Source organism: Actinomycetospora sp. CA-084318 (assembly GCF_050955885.1).
Taxonomy (GTDB): domain Bacteria; phylum Actinomycetota; class Actinomycetes; order Mycobacteriales; family Pseudonocardiaceae; genus Actinomycetospora.
In genome coordinates, this window is record NZ_CP192098.1 from 4,710,630 (window position 1) to 4,737,382 (window position 26,753).

A 26,753-nucleotide genomic window follows, 5' to 3' on the forward strand; every position below is an offset into this window, starting at 1 on the left:
GGGCACGGATGAGTACTCACAGGACCGAAGGTCACCGGTAGTCCCGGAACCCGTGTCCGGTCTTGCGGCCGAGCCGGCCCGCCGTCACCAGGTGCTCCAGCAGCGGCGCCGGGGCGAACCCGGGCACGCGGAACTCCTGGTAGAGCGAGCGCTCGATCGCGAGCGAGACGTCCAGGCCCACGACGTCGAGCAGCGCGAACGGCCCCATCGGCAGGCCACAGCCGTTCTTCATGGCCGAGTCGATGTCGTCGACGGTCGCGTAGTGCGCCTCGAGCATCGCCACCGAGTCGTTCAGGTACGGGAAGAGCAGCGCGTTGACGATGAAGCCCGCGCGGTCCCCGCAGAGCACCGGCGCCTTCTTGATCCTCGCGCAGAGGTCCCGCACGGTCGCCGTCACGTCCGGCGCGGTGGTGATCGGCGAGACGATCTCCACCAGCTTCATCACGGCGGCCGGGTTGAAGAAGTGCATGCCGATGACGTCGTCGGGACGCGAGGTCGCGGCGGCGCACTCGACGACCGGCAGCGACGAGGTGGTCGTCGCGAGGATCGTCCCGGGCTTGCAGACCTCGTCGAGCGCGGAGAACGCCGCCTGCTTGACCTCGAGGTCTTCGGCGATCGCCTCGACGACGATGTCGCACTCGGCGAGGCCGGAGAAGTCGACCGTGGTGCTGATGCGCCCGAGCGTCTCGTCGCGCGCCTCCTCGGTCATCTTGCCCTTGACGACGGCCTTCTCCAGCGACTTGCGCACCGCGGCCACGGCGCCCTCGCCCTTGGACTCCGACCGACCGCGCACGACGACGTCGTAGCCGGCCTTCGCGAAGACCTCGGCGATGCCGGTGGCCATCGTGCCGGTGCCGACCACGCCGACCCGGGAGATCGGGCGCAGCGTCGCGTCGTCGGCCCCGGGCGGCGCCGGGGTGAGCGAGTCCGGGACGACGGTGCCCGAGCCCGGCTCGGCGTAGGTGTAGAAGCCGCGGCCGGTCTTCCGGCCCAGCAGACCCGCCGTGATCATCTGCTTGAGGATCGGCGCCGGCGCGTGGCGCTGGTTGCGCGACTGCCGGTACATCTCCTCGAGGATCTCGTAGGCGGTGTCGAGGCCGATGAGGTCCATCAGGGCCAGCGGGCCCATCGGGTAGCCGCAGCCGAACTTCATCGCCGCGTCGAGGTCCTCGCGGCCCGCGTAGTGCGACTCGAACATGCCCACGGCCTGGTTGAGGTACGTGAACAGCAGCTGGTTGGCGATGAAGCCGGCGCGGTCACCGCAGACCACGGGCGACTTGCCGAGCCGCTCGGCCAGCGCGCGGACGTCGTCGACGACCTCGGGCTCGGTGACGACGGTCCGCACCAGCTCCACCAGCGGCTGCACCGGTGCCGGGTTGAAGAAGTGCATCCCGACGACCTTGCTCGGGCGCTGGGTGCGCACCGACAGCTCGGTGATCGAGAGCGACGAGGTGTTCGACGCGAAGACGGTGTCCGGCGCGCACACCTTGTCCAGCGCCGCGAACACCTCGCTCTTGAGCTCGAGACGCTCGGGCACGGCCTCGACGACGAGCGCGACGTCGGCGAGGTCCGCCATGTCCGTCGAGACGGTCACCCGCTCGAGCAGGGCGGTCCGGTCGTCCTCGGCGAGCTTCCCGCGGGAGACGGCACGCGCGGTGGAGGACTCGATGTTGTCCCGGCCGTGGGCGGCAGCGGCCTCGCTGACCTCGACGGCGACCACCTCGATGCCCGCCCGTGCGAACACCTCGACGATGCCGGCACCCATCGTGCCGAGACCGACCACACCCACCCGGGCGAACTCGCGCGCCACTACTCGTCCCTTCGTCGCCTACTGCTGCGTCCTGCGATTTCCGCGATCGTGGCACGTCAGCGGCCCGGGCCCCACCCTCCGACCCGGCACGTGACGCACCCCTCCGCGCGCTTTACCGGTTCCGTCGGTAGATGACGCCCGCGAGCACGGACAGCAGCTTGACCACCCAGCCCGGCCGGTCGAACGTCATCACGTTGATGCTCTTGAAGCGGCGCTCGGAGACCGCCAGCGCGCGCGTGAACTCGCGGAGCCCGTCGCGGCCGTGGATGCGCCCGAAGCCTGAGTCGCCCACCCCGCCGAACGGCAGCGACGGCATCGCGGCGAAGGCGATGACGCCGTTCACCGACACCATGCCGACCCGCAGCTTCCGGGCGATCTCGTAACCACGCTTCTTCGCGAACACCGAGCCGCCGAGGCCGTACTTCGACGCGTTGGCCCGCTCGACGGCCTCGTCGATGTCCCGCACGCGGTTGACGACGACGGTCGGCCCGAAGGTCTCCTCGGTGACCGCGATCGAGTCCTCCGGGACGTCCGCGAGCACCACGGGGTCGACGTAGGGAGCGCGCACCGACTCCCGGCCGCCGAGGACGGCGCGGCCGCCCTTCGACAGCGCGTCGTCGATCTGGTCGGAGATGACCCCGAGCTGGCTCGGCATCGTGATCGGCCCGTACACCGACCGTGCCTCGCCGCCCGGGTGCAGCTTCGCCGCGCGCTGGGCGACCTTGTCGAGGAACTCCTCGGCGACCGCGTCGACGACGTAGACGCGCTCCACGCCGATGCAGGTCTGGCCCGCGTTCGACATCGCGCCCCACACCGCGGCGGCCGCGGCGTCGTCGAGGTCGGCGTCGTGGTCGACGAGCAGCGCGTCCTTGCCGCCGCACTCGACGAGGATCGGGGTGAGGGTCTCCGCGCAGGTCGCCATGACCTTCTTGGCCGTCGCGGTCGACCCGGTGAACGCCACCTTGTCGACGCCGGCCCGACACAGCGCCGCGCCCGTCTCGCCCTCTCCGGTGACCAGGGAGAACAGGCCCTCGCCGTAGCCGTCCGTGCGGTGCAGGACCTCGGCGAACGAGTCGACGAGCCACTTCCCGACGGTGGGGGTCAGCTCGCTCGGCTTGAACACCACGGCGTTGCCGGCCGCGAGCGCGTAGCCGATCGAGCCCATCGGCGTGAACACCGGGTAGTTCCACGGGCCGAGCACGCCGATGACGCCGAGCGGGCGGTACTCGATGGTCGCCCGGTGGTTCACCATCAGCGCGCCGGCCTCGAAGCGCTTGCGGCCCAGCGCCGCCTTGGCGTGCTTGCCCGCCCAGTGCAGGTGGTCGATGACGAGGACGACCTCGAGCCGGGCGTCGTCGAGCGGCTTCCCGGTCTCGCGGCTGACCAGCTCGGCGAGCTCGTCGGTGCGCTCGATCAGCAGCTTGCGCCAGGCGCCGAGACGATCGCGCCGACCGTCGAAGCCGAGGTCGGCCCACCACTGCGCCGCGCGGCGGGCGCGGTCGACGACGGCGCGCACCTCGTCGGGCCCGTGGACGGGGTGGGTCGCGATGACGGTCCCGTCCCGCGGGTCGAGGGAGTCGAAGGTCTTCCCCGAGGTCGACGCTGGTCCGGTGTCGTTCGAGGGCCGCGCTGCCGTGCTCGTCATCCTCCGGACGTTACCGGTGGGTACACCCGTTCGGCGAGTGCGTCACGGAGTCGAGCGGCTCCAGCGGGCCGGCCGGCGCCCGGCACCGTCGCCGAAGATCCCGTTCTGCGGAGCGATCCGCTCGCTGAGCGAGCACATCGCTCCGCGCGTCCGGATCATGGTCCGTCGAAGGCCGCGCGGAGTCGGGCCGCCGTGGCGTCCAGGTCGGCCCGCTCCGCGGGCCGGGCGGCGTCGAGGCGCAGCACGCTGCCGGTCGTGCGCGGCAGGACGTGCAGGTGGACGTGCCAGACCTCCTGGCCCGCCGTGACGCCGTCGGCCAGGAACAGGTTCACCCCGTCGGCGAGCCCGGCGGCCCGGGTGGCGGCGGCCACCCGGCGGCCGAGCTCCCACATCGCAGCGCCCTCGTCGGGGGTGAGGCCTGCCAGGTCGACGACGTGGCGCCGCGGGACGACGAGCGCGTGGCCCGGCACCGCGGGCTGCAGGTCGAGGAACGCGACCGGCCCCGCCGCGTCGTCGTGAACGGTGCTGCTCTCCGCCCGCCCGGCGACGATCGCGCAGAAGACGCACTCCCCGCCCACCTCGGCAGGCAGGATCTGCCGCTTCGGGGTGCGGCGGATCGGCGGCAGCCGCACTAGAACAGCCGGAACTCGTCGGACTCGATGCCGCGCAGGGCGTCGTAGTCGAGGGTCACGCAGCGGATGCCGCGGTCGGTCGCGAGCACGCGGGCCTGCGGCTTGATCTGCTGCGCGGCGAAGATGCCCGCGACGGGCGCGAGGAGCGGATCGCGGTTGAGCAGCTCGAGGTAGCGGGTCAGCTGTTCGACGCCGTCGATCTCGCCGCGTCGCTTGATCTCCACCGCCACCGACCCGCCGTCGTGATCGCGGCAGAGCAGGTCCACCGGGCCGATCGCGGTCGGGTACTCCCGGCGGACGAGGGTCCAGCCGTCGCCGAGAGTGTGGACGTGCTCGGCCAGCAGCTCCTGCAGGTGCGCCTCGACGCCGTCCTTGACGAGGCCCGGGTCGACGCCGAGCTCGTGGGTCGAGTCGTGCTGGATCTCCTCGAGGGTGATCGTCAGCGTCTCGTCGGCCTTGTTCCGGACGACCCACTGGCCGGGTTCCTCGGTGAGCCAGCACGGTGGGCTCATCCAGTTCAGCGGCTTGTAGGCCCGGTCGTCGGCGTGGACGCTGACCGAACCGTCGGCCTTGACGAGCAGGAGCCGGGTCGCGCTGGGCAGGTGCGCGGTGAGCCGACCCGCGTAGTCGACCGTGCAGCGGGCGATGACGAGACGCACGCTGCGAGGGTTCCAGACGCGCGTCGTGGATCATCGCGGGGTGTGGAGACCACCAGTTCGCGCGAGGTCTATGCCAACCCCTGGATGACGATCCGGGAGGACACCTTCGTCCGGCCGGACGGCGGCCCGGGCATCTACGGCGTCGTCGACAAGCCGCACTACGCGCTGGTGATCGCGCTCGACGGCGACGCGATGATGCTGGTCGAGCAGTTCCGGTACCCCATCGGGCTGCGCCGCTGGGAGTTCCCGCAGGGCACCGCCCCCGACCGCGCGACGATGGACCCGGCCGAGCTCGCCGCCCGCGAGCTGCGCGAGGAGACCGGTCTGACGGCGCGCTCCTGGCACCCGCTGGGCCTGCTCGACGTCGCGCCCGGCCTGTCCTCGCAGCGCGGTCGGGCCTTCCTCGCGACCGACCTGGTGCCCGGCGACCCCGACCGCGAGGACACCGAGGCCGACATGCGCGCCGCGTGGTTCGACCGGCGGGAGTTCGAGGACATGGTGCGGGCGGGCGAGATCACCGACGCGCAGTCGATCGCGGCGTACGCGTTGCTGCTGCTGTCCGGGCGCTGAGTGCAAGCAATGCGTCACTGCTTGCACCCAGTGCCAGGGAATCCGGCAGCGTCGACACGCGCCTAGATCGGTACCGCTGGTCCCTGATCGAACGGGGAACACTGAGGTCATGCCGCTCGTGCGTCTCGGTCCGCTGGCCGTGCCCACCCCGTCCGAGGCGCTCTCCTTCACCGCGGAGGTCGCCGCCGTGGGCGCCCGGCTGCCGGAGCAGGTGGGGTCGCTGCTCACCGAGGTGACGCGCCTCGTGGGCCGGCTGGACACGATCGCCACCCGCGTCGACGGGCTGCTCGACCGGGCCGAGGGCATCGTCGACGAGATCGAGGGCGTCATCGGCGACGCGCGGACGATCACGTCGGGGGCGAACGAGGTCGTCGGCTCCGCCCGGGAGATCACCACCGGCGCCAACGAGGTCGTCGGCTCCGCCCGGGAGATCACCACCGGGGCCAACGAGGTCGTCGACCAGGCCCGCACCATCACCGCCGGCGCCAACGAGGTGGTCGGCTCCGCCCGGGAGATCACCTCCGGCGCCAACGAGGTCGTCACCTCCGCCCGCGACATCACCACCGGCGCCTCGTCGGTCGTCGACGACGCGCGCCGCATCACCACCGGGGCCAACGAGGTCGTCGACCAGGCCCGCACCATCACCACCGGCGCCAACGAGGTCGTCACCTCAGCCCGCGAGATCACCTCCGGCGCCTCGTCGGTCGTCGACGACGCCCGGTCGATCACGAGCGGCGCCAACGAGGTCGTCACCTCCGCGCGCGACATCACCTCCGGCGCCTCGTCCGTCGTCGACGACGCGCGCCGCATCACCACCGGCGCCAACGAGGTCGTCGACTCCGCGCGCGAGATCACCCGTGGCGCGGACGAGGTGATGAGCTCGGCCGGGACCACCAGCCGCAGCGCCCAGGAGCTGCTCGACCTCTACCGCCCGATGCTCGAGAAGGCCGCGCCGCTGTCGCAGCGCTTCGTCGACGACCTGGCCCCGGAGGAGATCGACGCCGCCATCCGGCTCGTCGACGAGCTCCCGGCCCTCGCGCACCACATGTCCACCGACATCCTGCCGATCCTCGAGACCCTCGACCGCGTGGGTCCGGACCTCAACGAGCTGCTCGAGGTCACGAAGGACCTGCGCAACGCCATCGACGGCATCCCCGGGTTCTCGTTCCTCAAGCGCCGCGGCGAGAACAAGGACGACGACGAGTAGCGAGACGTCACCCATCGGGCTCGGCCCACCCCACTCGGGCCGATGAGTGACACCTCGACGCGCTCGACCCCCACTGACACCCATCGGACGCCCACCGACCCGGGCCGGACGGCCAGAGGACCCTCAGCGGGCTCCGGACCGCCCGGCCGGCCCGCTGAGGGTACTCTCGTGCGGGGAGCGACGCCCGAACCCTTCATCGGGAACGAGTTCTCCGAAACGGCCACCACGACGACGGGGCGCCGGTCACGATCACGGGCATGCGCCGCCTGCTGGTCGTCCTCGCCGTCGCCCTCGCCGCCGCGGGCTGCTCCTCGACGGCGGCCCCCGCCCCCGCTCCGGCCCCGTCCCCCGGAGCAGCCGCGACCCCTGACCCCACCGACACCCGCGTGCTCACGCCGGCCCGCGGGTTGTTCACCGTGGAGGTGCCGGCCCGGTTCGCCGACGTCGCCCCCACCGCACCGGAGGCCACGGCCGTCCCGGCCCTCGGCGAGGCGCTGCGGCGCGGGGTCGGCGTCCTCGCGATCGACCGTCGGCAGGGCTACTCGCCGACCGCCGGCGGCTACTGCACCACCGTGCAGGCGCAGGACCTCGCGCAGCTCGCCGCCGAGGCGCAACAGGCGCTCGTGAGCACGGGGACGCCGCAGGGCACGCCCGAATTCACGGTGCTCCCCGCCACCGGCCCGGCCGGGCCCCGGGTGTCGGGGACCTACCGGACCGTCTCGGGCGGCCGTACCCTCACCGTGCAGCAGGTGTCCGGGCTCGCCGGTCCGGGCCGAGCCTGCCTGCTCACGGCCTCGACCGACGACCCGGCGCGCGACGCGGCCTTCCTGACGACGGCCCGGGACACCTTCCGCATGGCGGGTTAGGCCTGCGCCGTCTCCCGGTCCAGGCCGTGCACCTCGCGGATCACGTCGACGAACTCGCCCATGATCCCGGTCAGCGAGTACGTCTTCGGGGTCACCACGCGGTGCACCCCGAGACGCTGGAGCTGCTCGGCGTCCTTGGGCGGGATGATGCCGCCGGCCACCACCGGGATGTCGGCGGCGTCCGCCCGGGCGAGCCCGTCGAGCACCGCCGGGATCACCTCGAGGTGCGAGCCGGAGAGGATCGACAGCCCGACGACGTGCACGCCCTCCTGCACCGCCGCCGCCACGATCTCGGCCGGGGTGAGGCGGATGCCCTGGTAGATGACCTCGAACCCGGCGTCACGCGCCCGGACCGCGATCTGCTCGGCGCCGTTCGAGTGCCCGTCCAGACCCGGCTTGCCGACGAGCATGCGCAGCGCCGAGACGCCCAGGTCCGCCGCCGTCCGCCGCACCCGCTCGCGGACCTGCTCGAGCTCGGTCGGCTCGCCGTCGGCGGCCTCGGAGCCGGGCGCGGTCGATCCCGACGACGAGGCCGCGGTCACCCCGGTCGGGGCCCGGTAGGAGCCGTAGACCGAGCGCAGCGCCCCGGCCCACTCCCCCGTCGTCACGCCGACCTTCGCGCACGCCAGCGTGGCGTCCATGAGGTTCTCGGTGCCGCCGGCGGCGGTCGTGAGCTGCTCGAGGGCGGCCTGGACGGCGTCGGGGTCGCGGTCGGCGCGCCACGCGGCGACGGCCTCGCGGGCCTGCTCCTCGACCTCCTTGTCCACCACGAAGATCGCGTCGGCGCCCTCGGCCTGCAGCGGGCTGGGCTCGGTGGAGGTGAACTTGTTGACCCCGACGACCGTGTCCTCGCCCGACTCCAGCCGCATCCGCCGCGCCGCGAGCGAGCTGACCAGCTGGGACTTCATGTAGCCCGAGTCGACCGCGGCCACCGCCCCGCCCATCTCGGCGACCTTCGCGATCTCGGCGCGCGCCCCCTCGATGATCGACGCCGTCTTCGTCTCGATGACGTGGGAGCCCGCGAAGATGTCGTCGTAGTCGAGCAGGTCGGTCTCGTAGGCGAGCACCTGCTGCATGCGCAGCGCCCACTGCTGGTCCCAGGGCCGCGGCAGGCCGAGCGCCTCGTTCCACGCCGGCAGCTGCACGGCGCGGGCGCGGGCGTCCTTCGACAACGTCACGGCGAGCATCTCCAGCACGATGCGCTGCACGTTGTTCTCGGGCTGCGCCTCGGTGAGGCCCAGCGAGTTGACCTGCACGCCGTAGCGGAAGCGGCGCATCTTCTCGTCGGTGACGCCGTAGCGCTCCCGGCAGAGCTCGTCCCAGAGCTGCGCGAACGCGCGGAGCTTGCAGATCTCCTCGATCACGTGCAGGCCGGCGTTGACGAAGAACGAGATGCGGCCGACGACCTTGCCGAAGTCGGCCTCGGGCACCTGCCCCGAGTCGCGGACCGCGTCGAGCACCGCGATCGCCGTGGAGATCGTGTAGGCGACCTCCTGCGTCGGCGTCGCCCCCGCCTCCTGCAGGTGGTAGCTGCAGATGTTGATCGGGTTCCACTTCGGGACGTTCGACACCGTCCACGCGATCATGTCGGTGATCAGCCGGACGCTCGGCGCGGGCGGGAACGCGTAGGTCCCGCGCGAGAGGTACTCCTTGACGATGTCGTTCTGCGTGGTGCCGGCGAGCTTCGCGCGCTCGGCCTCCGGGTCCCGCCCGTCCGCGACCGCCTGCTCGTCGGCCACCGAGACGTAGAGCGCGAGCAGCCACATCGCCGTCGCGTTGATCGTCATCGAGGTGTTCGCCTCGTGCAGCGGGATCTCGTCGAAGAGCGCCCGCATGTCGCCGAGGTGCGACACCGGGACGCCGACCTTGCCCACCTCACCGCGGGCGAGCTCGTCGTCGGGGTCGTACCCGGTCTGCGTCGGCAGGTCGAACGCGACCGACAGACCCGTCTGTCCCTTGGACAGGTTCCGTCGGTACAGCTCGTTCGAGGCCTTCGCGGACGAGTGCCCGGCGTAGGTCCGCATGACCCACGGACGGTCACGCGAGTCGTCGGTCGGGTACGGCATGGGTGAACCTCCGAGCAGGGACTCCGACCCACGGAGGTTACCGGCGGGTCGCGTCGGCGCTGCACATGCTGCTTTTCACAGGATCGGTCACGATGGGCCCGGGAGGAATCACATGGTCGGCTCCATCGGCGAGATCCTGACGGCGATCGCCGTCGTCATCCTGCTGGCGGGCTTCCTGCGCTACACCTTCGGCTCCGGCCCGAAGGGCGCGCTGCCCAGCGAGGGTGGCGACGTCGGGCTGCTCGAGACCGTCGCGACGGTCCCGACCCGCGAGGCCGCCGAGGTCCTGGCGGCGCGTCTCGCCCGGGAGAAGGTCCGCGCGACGATCGCGCACGGCTCCGAGGGCTGGGACCTGCTGGTGTTCCCGGGCGACGCCGACGACGCCCGGGTGGTGCTGCGCATGTGAGCACTTTCCGTGGCTCGGGCCACGGAAAGTGCTCACATGCGCGTCAGCGCACAGGTGGCGCGTTCACCCGCTCCACGTCGCCGCCCAGGGCCCGTAGGTTCTCGACGAACAGCGGGTAGCCGCGGTCGATGTGCGCGACGTCCCAGACCTCGGTCTCGCCGTCCGCCACGAGTCCGGCGAGCACGAGGCCGGCGCCGGCCCGGATGTCCGAGGCCCACACCGGGGCACTGGAGAGCCGCTCGACGCCGCGCACGACGGCGTGGTGCCCGTCGGTCCGCGCGTCCGCCCCCAGCCGCACCATCTCCTCGACGAACCGGAACCGGCCCTCGAAGATGTTCTCGGTGATCATCGACGTGCCCTCGGACACCGCGGACACCGCGATGGCCATGGGCTGCAGGTCGGTCGCGAAGCCCGGGTAGGGCAGCGTCACCCAGTCCACGGAGCGCGGCCGGCCGTTGCCGGTGACCCGGAAGCCCTCCGGTACCAGCTCCGTGGTCGCCCCGGCCTGGCTCAGCTTGTCGAGCACGAGGTCGAGGTGGTGCGGGTCGACGCCGCGCACGGTCACGTCGCCGCCGGTCATGACGGCCGCGAACGCCCAGGTGGCGCCGACGATGCGGTCGCCGATCACCCGGTGGGTGGTGGGCGTCAGCTCGGCGCCGCCCTGCACGGTCAGCGTGGAGGTGCCGCCGCCGGAGATCTTCGCGCCCATCTCCTGCAGCATCCGCACCAGGTCGACGATCTCCGGCTCGCGCGCGGCGTTGTCGATCACCGTGGTGCCCTCGGCGAACACGGCGGCCATGAGGATGTTCTCGGTCGCTCCCACCGACGGGAAGTCGAGCCAGATCTGCGCCCCGCGCAGGGTCTCGCCGCCGGCCTCGGCGACGACGCAGCCGTGCGAGATCTCGGAGCGGGCGCCGAGCAGCCGCAGCCCCGCCTGGTGCATGTCCAGCGGCCGGGAGCCGATCGCGTCGCCCCCGGGCAGCGGCACCACGGCGCGCCGGCACCGGCCGACGAGCGGGCCGAGCACGCACACCGAGGCCCGCAGCCGCGACACCGACCGGTAGTCGGCCTCCGGGTTCAGCTGGGCGGGCACGTCGATGACGACCACGTCGCCGTCGATCGCGACCTCGCACCCGAGGCTGCGCAGCACGTCGCCCATGAGCGGGACGTCGAGGATCTGCGGACAGTTCGTGATCGTCGTCCGGCCCTCGGCGAGCAGCGCCGCGGCCATCAGCTTGAGCACGCTGTTCTTGGCGCCGACGACGTCCACCGTCCCCGAGAGGGAGGTGGCCGGTCGCACGACGAAGTGCTCGTTCACGTCCGGCGACGCTACCGGCCGCGCCCGGACCCACGACGGCCGGGCGGGGGCCGCGCGGCCACCTAGACTCCGCGGCATGGCCGTGCACCTGACCCGCATCTACACGCGCACCGGGGACGACGGGACCACGGGCCTGTCGGACTTCTCCCGCGTCCCCAAGACGCACCCGCGACTCGGCGCGTACGCCGACTCCGAGGAGGCGAACGCCGCGATCGGCGTCGCGCTCGCCGTCGGGGACCTTCCCGAGCAGCTCGTCGGGCCGCTGCGCCAGATCCAGAACGACCTGTTCGACGTGGGCGCCGACCTCGCCACCCCGGTCACCGAGAACCCCGAGTACCCGCCGCTGCGGGTCACCGAGGCCCAGGTGGAGCGCCTCGAGGGCTGGTGCGACGCGTTCAACGAGGACCTCGCGAAGCTCGACTCGTTCATCCTGCCCGGCGGCACCCCGGGAGCGGCCTACCTGCACGTCGCCCGGGTGGTGTGCCGGCGCGCCGAGCGGAGCACGTGGGCGGTGCTCGAGGCCGATCCGGAGCACACCAGCCCGCTCCCGGCGCGCTACCTCAACCGCCTGTCCGACCTGCTGTTCATCCTCGGCCGCGTCGCGAACCTGGGCGGCGACGTCCTCTGGGTGCCCGGCGGGCCGGAAGCGGGCGAGCGCAGCGACGGGGAGAGCTGACGGCTCAGGGGTCGAAGGGGTAGCGGTCCCGCGGCACCTCGGCCATCTTCTCGACGAGCTCGTCGGGCACCTGCGGGCCGAGGCGGTCGAGCGCCGCCTCCAGGCTCGGCGGCGTCGGGACCGCGACCGACTCCGGGCCCAGGAGGCGCAGGGCGGTCCGCGCCGCCGCCGTCGCCCGGGCGACCTCGTCCGGCGCGAGGGTCACGACCCGTCCGTCGCCCCGCCACACCTGCATCCCGCCCGGGGGCAGGGGGCATCCGAGGGCGCACGCGGCCCCGGCGTCGACGAGCAGCACCGGCGCCAGCCCGGCGACGACCCGGGCGGTCCGGTGCGCCGCGGACTCGACGCGGCGGACGACCCCCGCCGGGGCGTCGTCGGACAGGCCGCCCACGACGACGACGGGGCGGTCCCGATCGACCAGCTCACGCACCCGGGGAGCGTTCTCCACCCCGCGCCGGCGCAGGACGCCCACCGGCAGCGGGACCTCGCGGTGACTGCCCGCCACCCGGGCGAGCAGCCACGGCACGAACGGCGGCACCGCCGGCCCGGCCGGCTCCCCCGTCCGGGCCACGAGGACCTCGACGTCGACCAGGACCCACGACCCGGCTCCTTCGGCACGGGTGGCCGGGCCGCGCCAGGACCGGACGCGGGTCCGGGTGCGCCGGCCGTCGTCGCGGGTGTCGACCACGTCGAGCCGCACCGCGGCGACCACCTCGGGGTCGTCGGCGTCGTCGTGCCGGTCGCGGGTGAGGACGAAGCGTCCGCCGTCGCTCGCCCGGACCCGGGACCCGGCCTCGGGCAGCGACGAGACGTGTCGGCGCCCCAGCTCCTCGGCGTGGTCGACGACCGCCAGCTCGGTCAGGTCCACCGCCTCGTCGTGCGGTGTCCCCCAGAGCACGCGCAGTGCGTCCATGTGGCCCCCTCGCCCCCAGGGAGGAGAGTATGGCCGAGTGGGTGACGCCCGTCACGCACCGTCGACGGGAATCAGCCGTTCAGCTCGCCTGGCGGTAGCCGGTGGACCGTCCGGGTGGCGTGGCCTCGAGCCACGAGGAGAACCCGGTGACGACGTCGGCGCCCATCGCGAGCTCGAAGGTGCCCTCCGCGGTCCGGCAGCGCAGCACGGTGGCCCCGGGGGCGTGCAGTTCGGTGGGGCGCGGGGCGCGACGGTCGACGATCTCGACGTCGAACCGGTCGAGCACGACGTTCGGGCCGGACCGCAGCCCGCTGACCCGGTACCAGCGGAACTGGTCCCCGCGGTAGCGCGCGATCCCGGAGTGCCAGCCGCGCTGGTCGTCGGCCGCGGTCACCGCGTCGACCGGCAGGGCCCGGCGCAGGGCCACGTCCACCCCGCCGCGGCGCAGCGACTGGAGGCGGCGCAGCGCGACGAGCGCGACGAGGAGCAGGACCGCCGCCACGACGACCAGCACGATCTCGACCGTCATCCCGGTGGTCGTCATGCGCGATCGTCCTGCGTGCGGTCCTGCACCCTCTGCGCGCTCCTAGTGCTCCACCGACTCGCCGGCGGCCTGGAGTCGGGCGCGGGCCCGGTCGCGCGCCACGCGCCACTCCTGGTCGTCGGACTCGCCGATGTAGTGCTCGGCCTCCCGGAGATCGTCCTTGGCCTGGGCCACGTCGATCTCCGACGCCAGTTCCGCGAGCTCCGCGAGCACGGTGACCGACTCCGCGGTCACCGACAGGAAGCCCCCGAAGGCGGCCACGTGGAAGGACTCGCCGTCGGTCGGGTCGACCCGGACCACGCCCGCCTCGCGCAGCTGCGCGATGAGCGGCTCGTGGCCGGGCAGGATCCCGATCGACCCCTCGACCGTGCGGGCGGAGACGAAGGAGGCCTCGCCGGACCAGATCTTCTTCTCCACGCCGACGACGTCGACCTGCATCTCGGCCACGACTACTCCGAGTACTTCTTGATGTTCGCCTCGACGTCGTCGAGGCCACCGCACATCTGGAAGGCCTGCTCCGGGGCGTTGTCGTACTCGCCCTTCGCGATCTTGTCGAAGGCCTCGACGGTGTCCTTGACGTCGACGGTCGAGCCGGGCTCGCCGGTGAACTGCTCCGCGGCGTACATGTTCTGGCCGAGGAACCGCTCGATGCGACGGGCGCGACCGACGGTGAGCCGGTCCTCCTCGGAGAGCTCGTCGATGCCGAGGATGGCGATGATGTCCTGGAGGTCGTTGTACCGCTGCAGGATGCGGATGACCTCGCGGGCCACGCGGTAGTGCTCCTCGCCGATGTACTGCGCGTCGAGGATCGTCGAGGTCGACGTCAGCGGGTCCACGGCCGGGAAGATGCCCTTGGCGAACACGCCACGGGAGAGCTCCGTGGTCGCGTCGAGGTGGGCGAACGTCGTGGCCGGCGCCGGGTCGGTGTAGTCGTCGGCGGGGACGTAGATCGCCTGCATCGAGGTGATCGAGCGGCCACGGGTCGAGGTGATGCGCTCCTGGAGCTCACCCATCTCGTCCGCCAGGGTCGGCTGGTAGCCCACCGCCGAGGGCATGCGGCCCAGCAGCGTCGAGACCTCCTGGCCGGCCTGGGTGAACCGGAAGATGTTGTCGATGAACAGCAGCACGTCCTGCTCCTGCACGTCGCGGAAGTACTCCGCCATCGTGAGGGCCGACAGGGCGACGCGCATGCGGGTGCCCGGCGGCTCGTCCATCTGCCCGAAGACGAGGGCGGTGTCCTTGAGGACGTTCGCCTCGTCGAGCTCGACCCAGAGGTCGTTGCCCTCACGGGTGCGCTCACCGACGCCGGCGAACACCGAGGTGCCACCGAAGTTCCGGGCGATGCGCTGGATCATCTCCTGGATGAGCACCGTCTTGCCGACGCCCGCGCCGCCGAACAGGCCGATCTTGCCGCCCTCGACGTAGGGGGTCAGCAGGTCGACGACCTTGAGGCCCGTCCAGAGCACCGAGGTCTTGCCCTCGAGCTGCTCGAAGGGGGGCGGCGGCCGGTGGATGCCCCAGTGCTCGGCGTCCTCGGCGTAGCCGGGCTGGTCCATGCAGTCGCCGAGGGCGTTGAACAGGTGGCCCTTGACCACGTCACCGACCGGTACCGAGATCGGCTTGGTGGTGTCGTGCACCTCGGAGCCGCGGACGACGCCGTCGGTGGGCTGCATGGAGATGGTGCGGACCTGGTTGTCGCCCAGGTGCTGGGCGACCTCCAGGGTGAGGGTCTTCTGCTCGCCGTTCAGCTCCACCGGGAGCTTGAGGGCGTTGAACAGGTCCGGCACCTCGCCGCGCGGGAACTCCACGTCGACGACGGGGCCCAGGATGCGGGTGATCCGGCCGGTGGCCCCGGACTTCTGCTCGTCGCGGCCGGTGTCGGCCGGAGCGGTGGACTGGGTCATGGTCACTCCCGTGGGATCTGCTCGCTCACTGGGCGAGCGCGTCGGAGCCACCGACGATCTCGCTGATTTCCTGCGTGATCTGGGCCTGCCGGGCCTGGTTCGACTCGCGGACCAGGTTGTCGACCAGGTCGTTCGCGTTGTCGGTCGCGGCCTTCATCGCCCGCTGCCGTGCCGCGGACTCGGAGGCCGCCGCGTCGAGCATCGCGGCGAACACCCGGGCCCGGATGTACTTCGGCAGCAGGCTGTCGAACAGGACCTCGGGCTCGGGCTCGAAGGCGTACTCCGCCTCGCGGTCCGAGCCGTCGGAGTCGCTCGACGACGAGCCGGAGTCCTGCGACTCCTCGTCCTCGGACTCCAGGTCCAGCGGCGCGACCTGCAGTGCGATCGCCGTCTGGGTCAGCATCGAGCGGAACTGGGTGAAGACGACGTGGATCTCGTCGACGCCCGGCTTGCCCTCGGCCTCCTGCGGAGCCCGGAACATGACCTTGCGGTCGGTGCCGGAGTCGCCGTGCTCTTCGTCGTCCCAGTCGACCGACACGTCGTTCTCGCCCCCGGCGAGGAACGCGGCGGTGAGGTGGTCGGCGGCGTTGGCGGCGTTGGCGTAGTCCGGCACCTCGGAGAAGCCGGTGAACTGCCCCGACATCTCGCGGTTGCGGAACCGGAAGTACGCCGTGCCCTTGCCGCCGATGACGTAGAGCGTCGACTCCTTGCCGTCCTCGGAGAGCCGGCGGATGAGTCGCTCGGTCTCGCGCAGCACGTTCGCGTTGTAGCCGCCGCAGAGTCCCCGGTCGCTGGTGACGACGACGATCGCCGCCCGCTTGGGCTCCTCGCGGGGCGTCAGCAGCGGGTGGTCGCTCGCGCCGGCCTTCGCGGCCGTCTGCAGCACGTGCGTGAACTCGTCGGCGTAGGGCCGCGACGCCTCGACCCGGGCCTGCGCCTTCGAGATGCGCGACGCCGCGACCATCTCCATCGCCTTCGTGATCTGGGCGATGTTCTTGGTCGACCGGATGCGTCGTCTCAGGACGCGGAGATTGGCTGCCATGCTGCCCTAGCTCTCCGAGTCGGAGGACGTCTCCGACGACTCGCCGGCCTCGTCGTGCGAGCCCGCGAGCTCGCCCGAGCCGCCGTCGTCGGTCGGGTTGTCGCCGTCCTTGGTCTCGAACTGGTTCTTGAACTCGGACACGGCCTTGTTCAGGCGGTCCTCGTTCTCGTCCGAGAGCTGGCCGGTGTCACGGATCTCCGCGAGCACCCCGCCGTCGCGGCGCACGTGCTCGAGGAACTCCTGCTCGAAGCGGGCGACGTCCTCGACGGGCACCGAGTCGAGGTGACCGCGGGTGCCGAGGAAGATGCCCACGACCTCCTCCTCGACCGGGTACGGCTCGCCCTGGCCCTGCTTGAGCAGCTCCATGAGGCGGGCACCACGGTCGAGCTGGGCCTGCGAGGTGGCGTCGAGGTCCGAGCCGAAGGCCGCGAACGACTCGAGCTCGCGGTACTGCGCCAGCTCCACGCGCAGGCGGCCGGCGACCGAGCGCATGGCCTTGATCTGCGCGGAACCACCGACGCGCGACACCGAGTTACCGACGTTCAGCGCGGGCCGCTGGCCCTGGTTGAACAGGTCGGACTCGAGGAAGCACTGGCCGTCGGTGATCGAGATGACGTTCGTGGGGATGTAGGCCGCGATGTCGTTGCCCTTGGTCTCCACGATCGGCAGGCCGGTCAGCGAGCCGCCCCCGAGGTCGTCGGAGAGCTTCGCGCAACGCTCGAGCAGGCGCGAGTGGAGGTAGAAGACGTCGCCCGGGTAGGCCTCGCGGCCCGGCGGACGGCGCAGCAGCAGCGAGATGGCGCGGTAGGCCTCGGCCTGCTTCGACAGGTCGTCGAAGATGATCAGGCAGTGCTTGCCCTGGTACATCCAGTGCTGGGCGATCGCCGAGCCGGCGTAGGGGGCGATGTACTTGAAGCCCGCCGGGTCGGACGCCGGGGCGGCGACGATCGTCGTGTACTCCAGCGCGCCGGCCTCCTCGAGGGCCTGCCGCACACCGGCGATCGTGGTGCCCTTCTGACCGATCGCGACGTAGACGCAGCGGACCTGCTGCTGCGGGTCGCCGGTCTCCCAGGCCTCGCGCTGGTTGATGATCGTGTCGGTGCAGACCGCGGTCTTGCCGGTCTTGCGGTCGCCGATGATCAGCTGGCGCTGGCCGCGGCCGATCGGCGTCATGGCGTCGATCGCCTTGATGCCGGTCTGCAGCGGCTGCTTGACCTCCTTGCGCTGCACGACCGTGGCGGCCTGCAGCTCCATGACCCGGTTCTCCTCGGACTCGATGTCACCGAGGCCGTCGAGGGGCTGGCCGAGGGGGTTCACGACGCGGCCGAGGAAGCCGTCGCCGACCGGGACCGAGAGGACGCGGCCGGTCCGCGTGACCTGCTGCCCCTCCTCGATCGTCTCGTACTCGCCCAGGATCACGACGCCGATCTCGCGCTCCTCGAGGTTCTGGGCCAGGCCCAGCACGCCCCCGGGGAACTCGAGCAGCTCGTTGGTCATCGTCGAGGGCAGGCCCTCGACGTACGCGATGCCGTCACCCGTCGAGGTGACGATGCCGACCTCCTGACGGGAGGCGTCCGCGGAGTAGGAGGACACGTAGTCCTCGATCGCACTGCGGACCTCGTCGGAGGAGATGGTCAACTCGGCCATGGTTCCCGCTCTCGCTTGATGTCCTAGAAAGTAAAGGGGTTCGGTTCCGGCTACCCGAGCCGGCGGTTCAGGTCGTCGAGGTGTCCCGCGGCGCTGCCGTCGATGACCTCGTCGCCGACCTGGATCACCAGGCCGCCGAGCAGCTGCGGGTCGACCTCGAGGTGCACGGTGATGTCCCGCCCGTAGATGCGGGCGAGGACGCCGGCCAGTCGGTCCTGCTGCTCGGCCGAGAGCTCGACCGCGGAGCGCACCGTGGCGACGGACCGCTGGCGCCGGTCGGCGGCCAGCTCGGCCAGCCGCTCCAGCCCCGTGGAGACGTGGTGGGTGAGGGGGTGGGCGACGAGCTGCGCGGCGAGCCGGCGGGTGATCGGCTCCGCCTTGTTCTCCAACAGGTCGTCGAGCACCTTCTGCTTGCCCTGCGCGTCCGCGGAGGGGCTGCCGAGCAGCCGCTCGAGGTCGGGCTGCCCGCCGATGATGCGGCCGAGACGGAAGAGCTCGTCCTCCACCGCGTCCAGCCGGCCGTCGGCCTCGGCGGCCGCGAGGAGCGCCTCGCGGGCGACCACGCGGACCGCCTGCACCAGGTCGGCGGGCTTCGACCACGACGCCTTCGCCGCGGCCTTGACCACGTCGGCGACCGGCCGCGAGACCTGGTTGTCGAACACCCGGCCCGCGAGCCCCTCGCGGGCCTCGGGCGCGGTCGAGGAGTCGGCCAGGGTCCGACGCAGCACGGCCTCGCGGTCGAGCAGGTCGGCCACGGCGTCGAGCTGCTCGCCGGTGGTCGTCAGGTCGCCCGAGGACGCGTCCCGCGTGACCTCGTCGAACCGACGACGGACGCCCTGCAGCGACTCCCGGCTGGTGGCACGGAAGTCGGCGATCACGCCGGCCGTGCCCGTCGCCGCGGTCATGAGCTGACTCCGTTCCCCGTGTTCGAGGCGCTCCCGGTGGTGCGGCCGGACATCGCCTCGAGGTTGTCGAGGAACGAGTCGACCGACCGCGACCGCGCGGTGTCGTCGGACAGCGACGCGGCGACGATGCGCCGCGCCAGCTCCACGGAGCCCGCGCCCACCTCGGACCGCAGCTCGGAGACCGTGCGCGCCCGCGAGGCGTCCACGCTCTGCCGGCCCTGGGCCTTGATGCGCTCGGCCTCCTCGGAGGCGTTGTCCGCGAGGTCGGACTTGATGCGTTCCGCGTCGGCCCGGGCGTCGTCCCGGATGCGCGCGGCCTCGTTGTCGACCTCGGCCAGCCGGGCGCGCGAGCGCTCGAGCTGGGACTGGGCGTCGTCGTACTCGGACTGCGCCCGCTCCATCCCGTCACGCAGCCGGGTCACGTCCTGGTCGTGGGACCGGACGACCGACGGCCAGACGTACTTGCCGATGATGAAGACGAGCACGGCGAACGCGATGAAGCCGACGACGATCTCGGCCAGGTGGGGCAGCGCAGCGCCGGGCTCGCCGGCCTCCTGCGCCACCACCTCGATGACGTTCATGTGCTTCCTCCGCCTGTCAGGGAGTCAGCCCGCGGTGCGCGGGGGTCGGCTCACTGGAGGGCGAAGGCGAGGACCAGGCCCAGGATGGCGAGGGCCTCGGAGAGGGCGAAGCCGATGAAGGCGATCGACTGCAGCTGGCCGCGGGCCTCGGGCTGGCGGGCGACGCCGTTGATGAAGGCGGCGAAGACGATGCCGACGCCAATACCCGGGCCGATGGCCGAGAGACCGTAACCGACGACGTTCAGGTTTCCGGAGAGCATTCCAGCGTCCTTTCGCGATGTGCGGGAGGTTCGGTGGTGTAGCCGCGAGCTAGTGCTCGTCGGCCAGGGAGGCGCCGATGTAGGACGCCGTGAGGATCGTGAAGATGTAGGCCTGCACCAGCTGGATGAACGCCTCGAACCCGGTGAAGACCAGGGCCATCGCGAACGAGCCGACGGAGAGCACGTTCAGCAGCACCGAGTCGGCGATGAGCAGCATGTACTCGGCGCCGAAGACGAACAGCAGCAGCACGAGGTGCCCGGCGAACATGTTGCCGAACAACCGGAACGCGAGGGTCACCGGACGCAGCAGGATGTTCGACAGGAACTCGATGGGGGTGAGGATGATGCGGACCCAGCCCGGCACACCGGGGGGCCAGGTCATGAGCCTGACGTAGCCGCCGAATCCCTGCTTGCGGATGCCGACGATGTTGTAGATCAGCCAGGTCAGGATCGCCAGCGCGTACGCCATTCCCGGGTGGGAGAACGTGGGGAACTGGATCAGCGGGATGATCCCGAAGAGGTTGTTCACCACGAGGAACGCGAAGAGCGCCACCAGGTAGGGCACGAACTTGCGGAACTCGGGCCCGATGTTGTCGCGGGCGATCGAGTCCCGGACCATCACGTGGAACTTCTCGGCCAGCCACTGGGTGCGGCCCGGCAGCAATTGCGCGGACCGCGTGGCGATCGCGAAGAAGGCCAGGATCAGGACGACGCTGAAGATCAGCTGGATGACGGGCTTGTCGACGTACTCGAGGACCGGCACCCCCTCGAACATCGGGGGGATGTTGAAGTCCTCGCCGCTCGGGGCCTTGAAGCCGGGGGCCGGCGGCTCAGGGGCCTGCATCAGCCACGTCGGCAACGACGAGATCACCCGGGCTCCTTCCGGTCCTGCTGCCCGGTCGTATCACCGGAACGCGGAGGGGATTGGGCCGGACGGGTGTCCGGCGGGACGTAAAGGTATCGGATGTAGATCAGCGCGAAGGACGCAGCCCCGCCGAGCAGCAGCCCGACGAGAAGCACCCAGCGTGTACCCAACAGCAGGTCGATGCCCCACCCGATACCCCCGAAGAGGAGGAAACCGGCGAGGAGGTGCGACAGGACGGTCCAACCCTCGGCCACCGGTGGGTGTGCGGAGCCACCCGAGGAGGTGCGACCCGCATCACCGCGGAGGCTGTCCTGCGCCATCGCGCGCACTGTATCAGGGCGATCACGACGATCCACTACGGACTGTCGGAGGTCACATGCAGCCCGTTCGGGTGAGCAACCGGACGCCCGGCGCGAACCGGTCACGCGGCGATCGTCGGGATCTTCGCGCGGGCGAAGGCGACCGTCTCGCCGAGCACGAAGACGAGCGCCACCGGTCCCAGGGCCAGCGCGAAGATCCTGGTGTCGACCAGCTCGAGCCGGTCGAGGACGATCAGCAGCACCGCCAGGACGGCCAGCTTGGTCACGAGGCTGATCATCGCGATGCCCATGACGACGACCGGGGCGGAGCTCGCGGTCCAGCGCATCACCAGCGGACCGAGCACGCACACCGCGAGGGCCACGACGGCGCCGAACACCGCGGTGCCCAGGCCCGCGCCGCCGGCCAGCACGCCCGCCAGCACCACCACGATCACGGCCACCACGGCGGCGGGGACGAGACCGCCCCGCAGCATCGCGGTGCTGACCTGGTGGACCTGGGCGCCGACCGCGGCGGCGAGCCGCTCCTCGGCGTCGGGCCCGGCGGTGGGTTCGTTCATCGGTGACTCCAGGCGGGGTTCAGGATCGGGCGGTCCGGCGCAGGCGCGGCACCGCCGAGGCGAGCACGGCCACGAGCAGCCCGAGGGCGACCAGCCAGACCACGAGGAAGACGTCGGTGATGAGGGCGAGGGCGACGGCGCCGAAGGCGAACACCCCGGCCCACAGGTAGATCAGCAGCACCGCGCGCCGCTGCGAGTGCCCGATCTCGAGCAGGCGGTGGTGCAGGTGCATCTTGTCCGGCGCGAACGGGCTGCGTCCGGCCCGGGTGCGGCGCACCACGGCGAGCAGCAGGTCGACCAGCGGCACCAGGACCACGGCCGCGACGACGACGATCGGCGCGAGCAGCGCGACCGCGTTGCGCGGGGCGGAGTCGGAGTAGGTGATCCGGCCGGACGCGGTGGTGGTCGCCGCGGCGAGCATCAGGCCGATCAGCATCGACCCGGAGTCGCCCATGAAGATGCGCGCGGGCTGGAAGTTGTGCGGGAGGAAGCCCGCGCAGGCCCCGGCGAGCACCGCGGCGATCAGGGCCGGCGGGTAGGCCGTCACGTCGCCGTCGCGCTGGTCGAGCAGCCCGAGCGAGTAGGCGAGCACCGCGACCGCGGCGATCAGCCCGATCCCGGCCGCGAGCCCGTCCAGCCCGTCGACGAAGTTGATCGCGTTGACCAGCACCACGGTGAGGAAGACCGTCAGGACGACGCCCTGGTCGGGACCGAGGATGAGCAACGTGCCCGACCCGCCGTCGGGAACGGGCAGGATCAACCACTGCACCCCGAGCAGCACCATGACCCCGGCCGACGTCGCCTGCCCGGCGAGCTTGGTGAGCGCGTCGACGCCGAACCGGTCGTCCAGCGCGCCGACGAGGCAGATCAGCCCGCCGGCGACGATGACCGCGCGGGTCTCCGAGGAGTAGTCGAACGCGCGGCGCAGCACCGGGAGCTGCGAGGCCACGAACACCCCGGCGAGGACGCCGATGTACATGGCGACCCCGCCGAGGCGCGGGACGGGCACGGTGTGGACGTCGCGACCCCGGGGGACGGCGATGGCCCCGCCGCGGATCGCGAGCCGCCGCACGACGCCGGTGACCAGGAAGGTCACCACCGCCGCGCAGAGCGCCACCAGGAGGTACTCCCGGATCGGCAGGCCCTGCGGGGCGAACGGTGGCGACGGGTCCACGCCCGCCAGACTAGGTCAGCCCCGCGGGTAGGCCGGGAAGCGCCCCACCAGCGCGGACACCGCGTCCCGCGTGTCGGCGAGCGTCCGCTTGCCGTCCTCGGTGGTCTCGTCCGCGGTCACGGCGGCCGCGATCAGGCGGGCGACCTCGGGCATCTCGGCCGGCGTCATCCCCTGCGTGGTGATCGACGGGGAGCCGACGCGGATGCCCGACGCGACCATCGGGGGCTGCGTGTCGTACGGGATCGCGTTCTTGTTCAGCGTGATGGCGGCCAGCCCGCTGCGGGCCTCGGCCTCCTTGCCCGTGACACCCAGCGGCGAGAGGTCGAGCAGCGACAGGTGCGTGTCGGTGCCGCCGGAGATGGCGCGCATCCCCTGCTCCACCAGGCCCGACGTGAGGGCCTGCGCGTTCTCGATCACGGTGCGCGCGTACTGCTGGTACTCCGGGGTCGCGGCCTCGGCGAGCGCCACCGCCTTGCCGGCGACCGCGTGCATGAGCGGCCCGCCCTGCAGGAACGGGAACACGGCCTTGTCCAGCGCCTTCGCGTGCTCGGCCTTCGAGACGAGCATGCCGCCGCGCGGGCCGCGCAGGACCTTGTGCGTGGTGAAGGTGACGACGTCGGCGTAGGGCACCGGGCTGGGGATCGCCTGGCCGGCGACGAGGCCGATGAAGTGCGCGGCGTCGACCCAGAGGATGGCGCCGACCTCGTCGGCGATCTCGCGGAAGCGCGCGAAGTCGATGAGGCGCGGGTACGCCGTCGCGCCCGCGACGATCATCTTCGGGCGGTGCTCGAGGGCGAGGTCACGCACCTGGTCGTAGTCGATGAGGTGGTCGTCCTCGCGCACGGTGTAGGGCACCGGCTCGAACCACTTGCCCGAGAAGCTGACCTTGGCGCCGTGCGTGAGGTGGCCGCCGTGCGGCAGCGACATCGCGAGCACCTTGTCGCCCGGCTGGCAGAACGCCGCGTAGACCGCGAGGTTGGCGTTCGCGCCGGAGTGCGGCTGCAGGTTCGCGTGCTCGGCGCCGAACAGCGCCTTCGCCCGCTCGATGCCGATCTCCTCGGCGCGGTCGACGACCTCGCAGCCGCCGTAGTAGCGCCGGCCCGGGTAGCCCTCGGCGTACTTGTTGGACAGCGTCGAGCCCAGCGCCGCGAGGACCGCGGGGCTGGTCAGGTTCTCGCTCGCGATGAGCTGGAGTCCACCGCGGAGCCGACCGAGCTCGTCGTCGAGAACCTGTGCGATCTCGGGGTCGACGGCGGCGAGGGCGCCGAAGTCCGGGCCCCAGAAGTGGTCGGTGCTTGCCACGGTGCAGAACCTCACTCAGGTCGGGATGGTCGGACGGGGATCGACGCTACCCGCCAGTCGATGACGTGACCCGGTGCTTTGTGCGCGCTGCCACAATCACTCCGGGCTACCAGTCGGCGATCGTCAGTGACGTGGTCGGTCTCGGACGTTCGTGCAGGCCCCGGGCCCGGTAGTCCCAGGCCGCGAGGCCGATCATCGCGCCGTTGTCGGTGGACCAGCGCAGCGGCGGCAGGCACAGCTCGACGCCCGTCTCCGCGCACAGGTCCGCGGCGCGCTCGCGCAGCTGCGGGCTGGCCGCCACGCCCCCGACGACGACGAGGCAGCGGCTCGGGTGCTGCTCGAGCGCCGTGCGGCACTTCGACAGGAGCACGTCCAGGCACGCCTCGACGAAGCTCGCCGCCACGTTCTCCGGCGGGTGGTCGGGGTTCGCGGCGAGGAACCGCGACACCGCGGACTTGAGCCCGGAGAAGGAGAAGTCCAGCCCGAGGTCCCGGCCCGGGCGGGGGAGGTCGACGTCCGGTGTGCCGGTCCTCGCCAGCCGGTCGATGGCGGGACCGCCGGGGTAGCCGAGCCCCAGCATGCGGGCGACCTTGTCGTAGGCCTCCCCCACCGAGTCGTCGCGGGTGGAGCCGACGAGCGTGACGTCGCCCATGGGTCCAGCTCCGCTGCGCTCCGTGTCCCGCTCGTTCTCCTGCACGTGCGCCAGCAGGGTGTGCCCACCGGAGACGAGCAGCAGCATCGCCGGGTACGTCACCCGCTGCTCGTCCAGGTCGGCCGAGCGCAGGTGGCCGCGCAGGTGGTTCACGCCGTACACCGGCAGCCCCCACCCGTCGCCCAGTCCCACCGCGGAGTTCGTCCCGACGACGAGGCTGCCGATCAGGCCGGGACCGCGCGTCACGCCGATGGCCGTGAGGTCGGCGGGGGTGAGTCCGGCGTCGTCGAGCACCTTGCGCACCGTCGGCAGGATCGCGTCGACGTGCGCCCGGCTCGCCATCTCGGGGTAGACGCCGCCGTAGCGATCGTGCAGCTCGACCTGGGACGCCACCGCCGACGCGACGACCGTGCCGTCCGGCCGGACGATCGCGACGCCGGTGTCGTCGCACGAGGTCTCGATGCCCAGCATCAGGTCAGCCACGGGTCAGCACCTCCTGGATGTCCGCCGCCGGGATCGCGCCCTCGCGCTCGATGCGCGGTGTCTCCAGGTGGCAGTTCACGACCGTCGACGGCACGCCCGAGCGCTCGCCCCCGTCGACGACCGCGTCCGGGCGCCCGGCGAGCTGCGCCAGGATCGGCCCGGTCGCCTGGGCGGTGGGCTCGCCGTGCGCGTTCGCGCTGGTCACGAGCAGGGCACCGACGTCGGAGAGCAGCGCGCGCAGGTCGGGGTCGGACGGCACCCGGACGCCCACCTCGTCCCGGCCGGCCAGCCACGCGGGCGCGGTGTCGTCGATGCCGAGCGCCACGGTGATCGGGCCCGGTGAGAAGGCGCCCAGCAGGCGGCGCGCGGTGTCCGGCACCTGCACGCCGAGGCTCGGCAGTTCGTCGGGGGTGGCCACCATGATCGGCAGCTCCCGCGTGCGCGGCCGGGCCTTGAGCGCGAACAGGGCGTCGATCGCGTCCCGGCGGCGGGGGTGCACGGCGAGGCCGTAGACGGTGTCGGTCGGCAACAGGGCGACCCCGCCCGCGAGCAGCGCCTCCCGCGCGGCCGCCCAGGCGTCGCCCCGGAACCGGACGCTGGACTCGGTCAACGGCGCGGCGCTGACCACGGGCGGTTCGTGGTCGCCGCGGCGCAGGGCGTCGACGAGGTCGTCGATCCGGGGGGCGTCGACGCCCGCGTCGACGGCGTCGACCCCGAGCTCGGCGAGCAGCGCCAGCGCCTGGGGACGCTTCGCGCCGGCGACGCGGAGCGGGACGGCCTGATCGGGACGAACGGGTCGCTCGTCCCCCTCGTGCGGCACGAACGACCCGTTCGTCCCGGCAGAGGTGACCGCACCCGGCGTCGGGAAGAGGTCCTTGACGACGACCGCGAGGTCGCCGTGGCGGGTGGCGACGGTCCCGTCGGCGCGGGTCAGCGCCGCGTACACCGACGTGCCGCCGGCCAGGCGCAGGGCCAGCGTCGGGCCGTCGCTCAGCAGCGCCAACGCGTCGAGCCCGACCACCGGGATCTCCCGGGCGAAGGCGACGGCGTTGACGTAGGCGATCCCGGCGCGGACCGAGGCGAGGTTGCCGGGACCGACGTCGACGGCGAGCCGGTCGAGGTCGGCCACCGTGCGCCCGGCGTCGGCGATGACCGAGCTCGCGAGCACGCCGACGTCGACGAAGCCGGGGTCGGACCGGTCGGCCTCGGCCTGCGCGAGGACCGCGTCGTCGTCGAGCAGGGCGACGCCGTAGGTGCGCGAGGAGGTCTCGACGGCGAGGGTGAGGGTCATGCGTGCACCGCCAGCGCCTCGAGCACGGACTCCCAGCGGCCGGTGCCGGACAGCGTGATCGTGCGGCCCGTGTCGCCGGTCTTCGCGAACGTCAGGTGCAGGGGCTCGGTGAACTCCGACTCGACCAGGCCGGCCCACTCGATCACGGCGATCACCTCGTCGAGGTACTCGTCGAGCCCGAGGTCGCGGAACTCGGCGACGTCGTCGAGGCGGTAGGTGTCCACGTGCAGCACCCGTGGCCCCGGGGTGTCGTAGAAGTTGGCCAGCGAGAAGGTCGGACTGGTCACGGCCGCGTCGGAGCCGAGCGCGGCGAGCAGCGCGCGCGTGAAGGTCGTCTTGCCGGCCGCCAGGTCACCGGTCAGCAGCAGGGCGTCGCCCGCGCCCAGGTGGGGGGCGACGGCCGCCGCGACGCCGGCCGTGTCGTCCGGCCCACCGCTGGAGAAGGTCACCTCGTTCAT

Annotated in this window: 28 protein-coding genes; 5 read left to right on the forward strand and 23 right to left on the reverse strand. The window is 72.2% G+C overall.

Annotation, left to right across the window (positions count from 1 at the left end; all coding sequences use genetic code 11):
• Window positions 1-31: 31 nt before the first annotated feature.
• From ACQPYX_RS22940 to nucS, 4 genes are all read right to left on the reverse strand, one after another.
• Window positions 32-1,810: a 3-hydroxyacyl-CoA dehydrogenase family protein gene (locus ACQPYX_RS22940; protein WP_433799580.1), complete on the reverse strand. Its 1,779-nt coding sequence runs from the start codon at window positions 1,808-1,810 to the stop codon at window positions 32-34.
• A gap of 112 nt (window positions 1,811-1,922) precedes the next feature.
• The gene (locus ACQPYX_RS22945; RefSeq protein ID WP_433799581.1) at window positions 1,923-3,455 is read right to left on the reverse strand and encodes an aldehyde dehydrogenase family protein; all 1,533 of its coding nucleotides are present in this window, start codon (window positions 3,453-3,455) and stop codon (window positions 1,923-1,925) included.
• A 155-nt stretch (window positions 3,456-3,610) separates the two neighbouring features.
• The gene (locus ACQPYX_RS22950) at window positions 3,611-4,087 is read right to left on the reverse strand and encodes an HIT family protein (protein ID WP_433799582.1); all 477 of its coding nucleotides are present in this window, start codon (window positions 4,085-4,087) and stop codon (window positions 3,611-3,613) included.
• Complete coding sequence (gene nucS / locus ACQPYX_RS22955) at window positions 4,087-4,746, reverse strand: endonuclease NucS (RefSeq protein ID WP_433799583.1); 660 nt, start codon at window positions 4,744-4,746, stop codon at window positions 4,087-4,089. Before nucS ends, ACQPYX_RS22950 begins: the two co-directional genes overlap by 1 nt.
• A 42-nt stretch (window positions 4,747-4,788) precedes the next feature.
• Here nucS and ACQPYX_RS22960 point away from each other — a divergent pair, with 42 nt between their 5' ends.
• The 3 genes from ACQPYX_RS22960 (at window position 4,789) to ACQPYX_RS22970 (ending at window position 7,389) form a co-directional block, all read left to right on the forward strand.
• On the forward strand, window positions 4,789-5,316 hold the full coding sequence (locus tag ACQPYX_RS22960; protein ID WP_433799584.1) for an NUDIX domain-containing protein: 528 nt from the start codon (window positions 4,789-4,791) through the stop codon (window positions 5,314-5,316).
• A gap of 109 nt (window positions 5,317-5,425) precedes the next feature.
• Window positions 5,426-6,523 (forward strand): hypothetical protein, encoded by a 1,098-nt coding sequence (locus ACQPYX_RS22965; RefSeq protein WP_433799585.1) that lies wholly within the window; start codon window positions 5,426-5,428, stop codon window positions 6,521-6,523.
• Window positions 6,524-6,780: 257 nt separating this feature from the next.
• The gene (locus ACQPYX_RS22970) at window positions 6,781-7,389 is read left to right on the forward strand and encodes a hypothetical protein (protein ID WP_433799586.1); all 609 of its coding nucleotides are present in this window, start codon (window positions 6,781-6,783) and stop codon (window positions 7,387-7,389) included.
• Here the strand turns inward: ACQPYX_RS22970 and ACQPYX_RS22975 are convergent.
• On the reverse strand, window positions 7,386-9,455 hold the full coding sequence (locus tag ACQPYX_RS22975; protein WP_433799587.1) for a protein meaA: 2,070 nt from the start codon (window positions 9,453-9,455) through the stop codon (window positions 7,386-7,388). The genes ACQPYX_RS22970 and ACQPYX_RS22975 overlap by 4 nt on opposite strands.
• A 112-nt stretch (window positions 9,456-9,567) precedes the next feature.
• Between ACQPYX_RS22975 and ACQPYX_RS22980 the strand changes: the two genes are divergently transcribed.
• Window positions 9,568-9,861, forward strand: coding sequence for a hypothetical protein (locus ACQPYX_RS22980; protein ID WP_433799588.1), 294 nt, complete (start codon window positions 9,568-9,570; stop codon window positions 9,859-9,861).
• Window positions 9,862-9,904: 43 nt separating this feature from the next.
• On the opposite strand, the gene murA is transcribed toward ACQPYX_RS22980, so the two are convergent.
• Window positions 9,905-11,179, reverse strand: a complete 1,275-nt coding sequence (murA, locus tag ACQPYX_RS22985) for a UDP-N-acetylglucosamine 1-carboxyvinyltransferase (protein WP_433799589.1) — start codon at window positions 11,177-11,179, stop codon at window positions 9,905-9,907.
• A gap of 76 nt (window positions 11,180-11,255) precedes the next feature.
• Between murA and ACQPYX_RS22990 the strand changes: the two genes are divergently transcribed.
• Window positions 11,256-11,855, forward strand: coding sequence for a cob(I)yrinic acid a,c-diamide adenosyltransferase (locus ACQPYX_RS22990; RefSeq protein ID WP_433799590.1), 600 nt, complete (start codon window positions 11,256-11,258; stop codon window positions 11,853-11,855).
• Between the two features lie 4 nt (window positions 11,856-11,859).
• On the opposite strand, the gene ACQPYX_RS22995 is transcribed toward ACQPYX_RS22990, so the two are convergent.
• The 17 genes from ACQPYX_RS22995 to tsaE form a co-directional block, all read right to left on the reverse strand.
• Window positions 11,860-12,768 carry a hypothetical protein gene (locus tag ACQPYX_RS22995; RefSeq protein ID WP_433799591.1) on the reverse strand — a complete coding sequence of 303 codons (909 nt, stop codon included), beginning with the start codon at window positions 12,766-12,768 and terminating at the stop codon, window positions 11,860-11,862.
• A 79-nt stretch (window positions 12,769-12,847) separates the two neighbouring features.
• Entirely contained in the window at window positions 12,848-13,312 is a 465-nt protein-coding gene (locus tag ACQPYX_RS23000; RefSeq protein WP_433799592.1) for a DUF2550 domain-containing protein, read from the reverse strand.
• Window positions 13,313-13,354: 42 nt separating this feature from the next.
• On the reverse strand, window positions 13,355-13,759 hold the full coding sequence (locus tag ACQPYX_RS23005; protein WP_433799593.1) for a F0F1 ATP synthase subunit epsilon: 405 nt from the start codon (window positions 13,757-13,759) through the stop codon (window positions 13,355-13,357).
• Between the two features lie 2 nt (window positions 13,760-13,761).
• Entirely contained in the window at window positions 13,762-15,216 is a 1,455-nt protein-coding gene (gene atpD / locus ACQPYX_RS23010; RefSeq protein ID WP_433799594.1) for a F0F1 ATP synthase subunit beta, read from the reverse strand.
• 25 nt (window positions 15,217-15,241) lie between these two features.
• Window positions 15,242-16,258, reverse strand: coding sequence for a F0F1 ATP synthase subunit gamma (locus tag ACQPYX_RS23015; protein ID WP_433799595.1), 1,017 nt, complete (start codon window positions 16,256-16,258; stop codon window positions 15,242-15,244).
• Between the two features lie 6 nt (window positions 16,259-16,264).
• Window positions 16,265-17,905: a F0F1 ATP synthase subunit alpha gene (gene atpA, locus ACQPYX_RS23020; RefSeq protein ID WP_433799596.1), complete on the reverse strand. Its 1,641-nt coding sequence runs from the start codon at window positions 17,903-17,905 to the stop codon at window positions 16,265-16,267.
• A 50-nt stretch (window positions 17,906-17,955) separates the two neighbouring features.
• The gene (locus tag ACQPYX_RS23025) at window positions 17,956-18,810 is read right to left on the reverse strand and encodes a F0F1 ATP synthase subunit delta (protein ID WP_433799597.1); all 855 of its coding nucleotides are present in this window, start codon (window positions 18,808-18,810) and stop codon (window positions 17,956-17,958) included.
• Entirely contained in the window at window positions 18,807-19,391 is a 585-nt protein-coding gene (gene atpF / locus ACQPYX_RS23030) for a F0F1 ATP synthase subunit B (RefSeq protein WP_433799598.1), read from the reverse strand. The genes ACQPYX_RS23025 and atpF overlap by 4 nt, the downstream gene beginning before the upstream one ends.
• 50 nt (window positions 19,392-19,441) lie before the next feature.
• Entirely contained in the window at window positions 19,442-19,651 is a 210-nt protein-coding gene (gene atpE / locus ACQPYX_RS23035; protein WP_018335035.1) for an ATP synthase F0 subunit C, read from the reverse strand.
• 49 nt (window positions 19,652-19,700) lie between these two features.
• Window positions 19,701-20,522 (reverse strand): F0F1 ATP synthase subunit A, encoded by an 822-nt coding sequence (atpB, locus tag ACQPYX_RS23040; protein ID WP_433799599.1) that lies wholly within the window; start codon window positions 20,520-20,522, stop codon window positions 19,701-19,703.
• Window positions 20,519-20,836 carry a hypothetical protein gene (locus ACQPYX_RS23045; protein ID WP_433799600.1) on the reverse strand — a complete coding sequence of 106 codons (318 nt, stop codon included), beginning with the start codon at window positions 20,834-20,836 and terminating at the stop codon, window positions 20,519-20,521. The genes atpB and ACQPYX_RS23045 overlap by 4 nt, the downstream gene beginning before the upstream one ends.
• A 101-nt stretch (window positions 20,837-20,937) precedes the next feature.
• Window positions 20,938-21,393, reverse strand: a complete 456-nt coding sequence (locus tag ACQPYX_RS23050) for a hypothetical protein (protein WP_433799601.1) — start codon at window positions 21,391-21,393, stop codon at window positions 20,938-20,940.
• A 19-nt stretch (window positions 21,394-21,412) separates the two neighbouring features.
• The gene (locus ACQPYX_RS23055; RefSeq protein ID WP_433799602.1) at window positions 21,413-22,567 is read right to left on the reverse strand and encodes a glycosyltransferase family 4 protein; all 1,155 of its coding nucleotides are present in this window, start codon (window positions 22,565-22,567) and stop codon (window positions 21,413-21,415) included.
• Between the two features lie 15 nt (window positions 22,568-22,582).
• The gene (gene glyA / locus ACQPYX_RS23060) at window positions 22,583-23,869 is read right to left on the reverse strand and encodes a serine hydroxymethyltransferase (protein WP_433799603.1); all 1,287 of its coding nucleotides are present in this window, start codon (window positions 23,867-23,869) and stop codon (window positions 22,583-22,585) included.
• Between the two features lie 106 nt (window positions 23,870-23,975).
• Entirely contained in the window at window positions 23,976-25,004 is a 1,029-nt protein-coding gene (gene tsaD, locus ACQPYX_RS23065) for a tRNA (adenosine(37)-N6)-threonylcarbamoyltransferase complex transferase subunit TsaD (protein WP_433799604.1), read from the reverse strand.
• The gene (locus ACQPYX_RS23070; protein WP_433799605.1) at window positions 24,997-26,295 is read right to left on the reverse strand and encodes an L-threonylcarbamoyladenylate synthase; all 1,299 of its coding nucleotides are present in this window, start codon (window positions 26,293-26,295) and stop codon (window positions 24,997-24,999) included. Before ACQPYX_RS23070 ends, tsaD begins: the two co-directional genes overlap by 8 nt.
• On the reverse strand, window positions 26,292-26,753 hold the full coding sequence (gene tsaE / locus ACQPYX_RS23075) for a tRNA (adenosine(37)-N6)-threonylcarbamoyltransferase complex ATPase subunit type 1 TsaE (protein ID WP_433799606.1): 462 nt from the start codon (window positions 26,751-26,753) through the stop codon (window positions 26,292-26,294). Before tsaE ends, ACQPYX_RS23070 begins: the two co-directional genes overlap by 4 nt.

Excerpts from the sequence above, each read along its gene's own strand:
- ACQPYX_RS22945 (WP_433799581.1), bottom strand. The coding sequence starts at position 3,455 with ATGACGAGCACGGCAGCGCGGCCCTCGAACGACACCGGACCAGCGTCG.
- ACQPYX_RS22965 (WP_433799585.1), top strand. The coding sequence starts at position 5,426 with ATGCCGCTCGTGCGTCTCGGTCCGCTGGCCGTGCCCACCCCGTCCGAG.
- ACQPYX_RS22970 (WP_433799586.1), top strand. The coding sequence starts at position 6,781 with ATGCGCCGCCTGCTGGTCGTCCTCGCCGTCGCCCTCGCCGCCGCGGGC.
- ACQPYX_RS22975 (WP_433799587.1), bottom strand. The coding sequence starts at position 9,455 with ATGCCGTACCCGACCGACGACTCGCGTGACCGTCCGTGGGTCATGCGG.
- ACQPYX_RS22980 (WP_433799588.1), top strand. The coding sequence starts at position 9,568 with ATGGTCGGCTCCATCGGCGAGATCCTGACGGCGATCGCCGTCGTCATC.
- ACQPYX_RS22990 (WP_433799590.1), top strand. The coding sequence starts at position 11,256 with ATGGCCGTGCACCTGACCCGCATCTACACGCGCACCGGGGACGACGGG.
- ACQPYX_RS22995 (WP_433799591.1), bottom strand. The coding sequence starts at position 12,768 with ATGGACGCACTGCGCGTGCTCTGGGGGACACCGCACGACGAGGCGGTG.
- ACQPYX_RS23000 (WP_433799592.1), bottom strand. The coding sequence starts at position 13,312 with ATGACGACCACCGGGATGACGGTCGAGATCGTGCTGGTCGTCGTGGCG.
- atpD (WP_433799594.1), bottom strand. The coding sequence starts at position 15,216 with ATGACCCAGTCCACCGCTCCGGCCGACACCGGCCGCGACGAGCAGAAG.
- ACQPYX_RS23015 (WP_433799595.1), bottom strand. The coding sequence starts at position 16,258 with ATGGCAGCCAATCTCCGCGTCCTGAGACGACGCATCCGGTCGACCAAG.
- atpA (WP_433799596.1), bottom strand. The coding sequence starts at position 17,905 with ATGGCCGAGTTGACCATCTCCTCCGACGAGGTCCGCAGTGCGATCGAG.
- ACQPYX_RS23025 (WP_433799597.1), bottom strand. The coding sequence starts at position 18,810 with ATGACCGCGGCGACGGGCACGGCCGGCGTGATCGCCGACTTCCGTGCC.
- atpF (WP_433799598.1), bottom strand. The coding sequence starts at position 19,391 with ATGAACGTCATCGAGGTGGTGGCGCAGGAGGCCGGCGAGCCCGGCGCT.
- atpE (WP_018335035.1), bottom strand. The coding sequence starts at position 19,651 with ATGCTCTCCGGAAACCTGAACGTCGTCGGTTACGGTCTCTCGGCCATC.
- ACQPYX_RS23045 (WP_433799600.1), bottom strand. The coding sequence starts at position 20,836 with ATGGCGCAGGACAGCCTCCGCGGTGATGCGGGTCGCACCTCCTCGGGT.
- ACQPYX_RS23050 (WP_433799601.1), bottom strand. The coding sequence starts at position 21,393 with ATGAACGAACCCACCGCCGGGCCCGACGCCGAGGAGCGGCTCGCCGCC.
- ACQPYX_RS23070 (WP_433799605.1), bottom strand. The coding sequence starts at position 26,295 with ATGACCCTCACCCTCGCCGTCGAGACCTCCTCGCGCACCTACGGCGTC.
- tsaE (WP_433799606.1), bottom strand. The coding sequence starts at position 26,753 with ATGAACGAGGTGACCTTCTCCAGCGGTGGGCCGGACGACACGGCCGGC.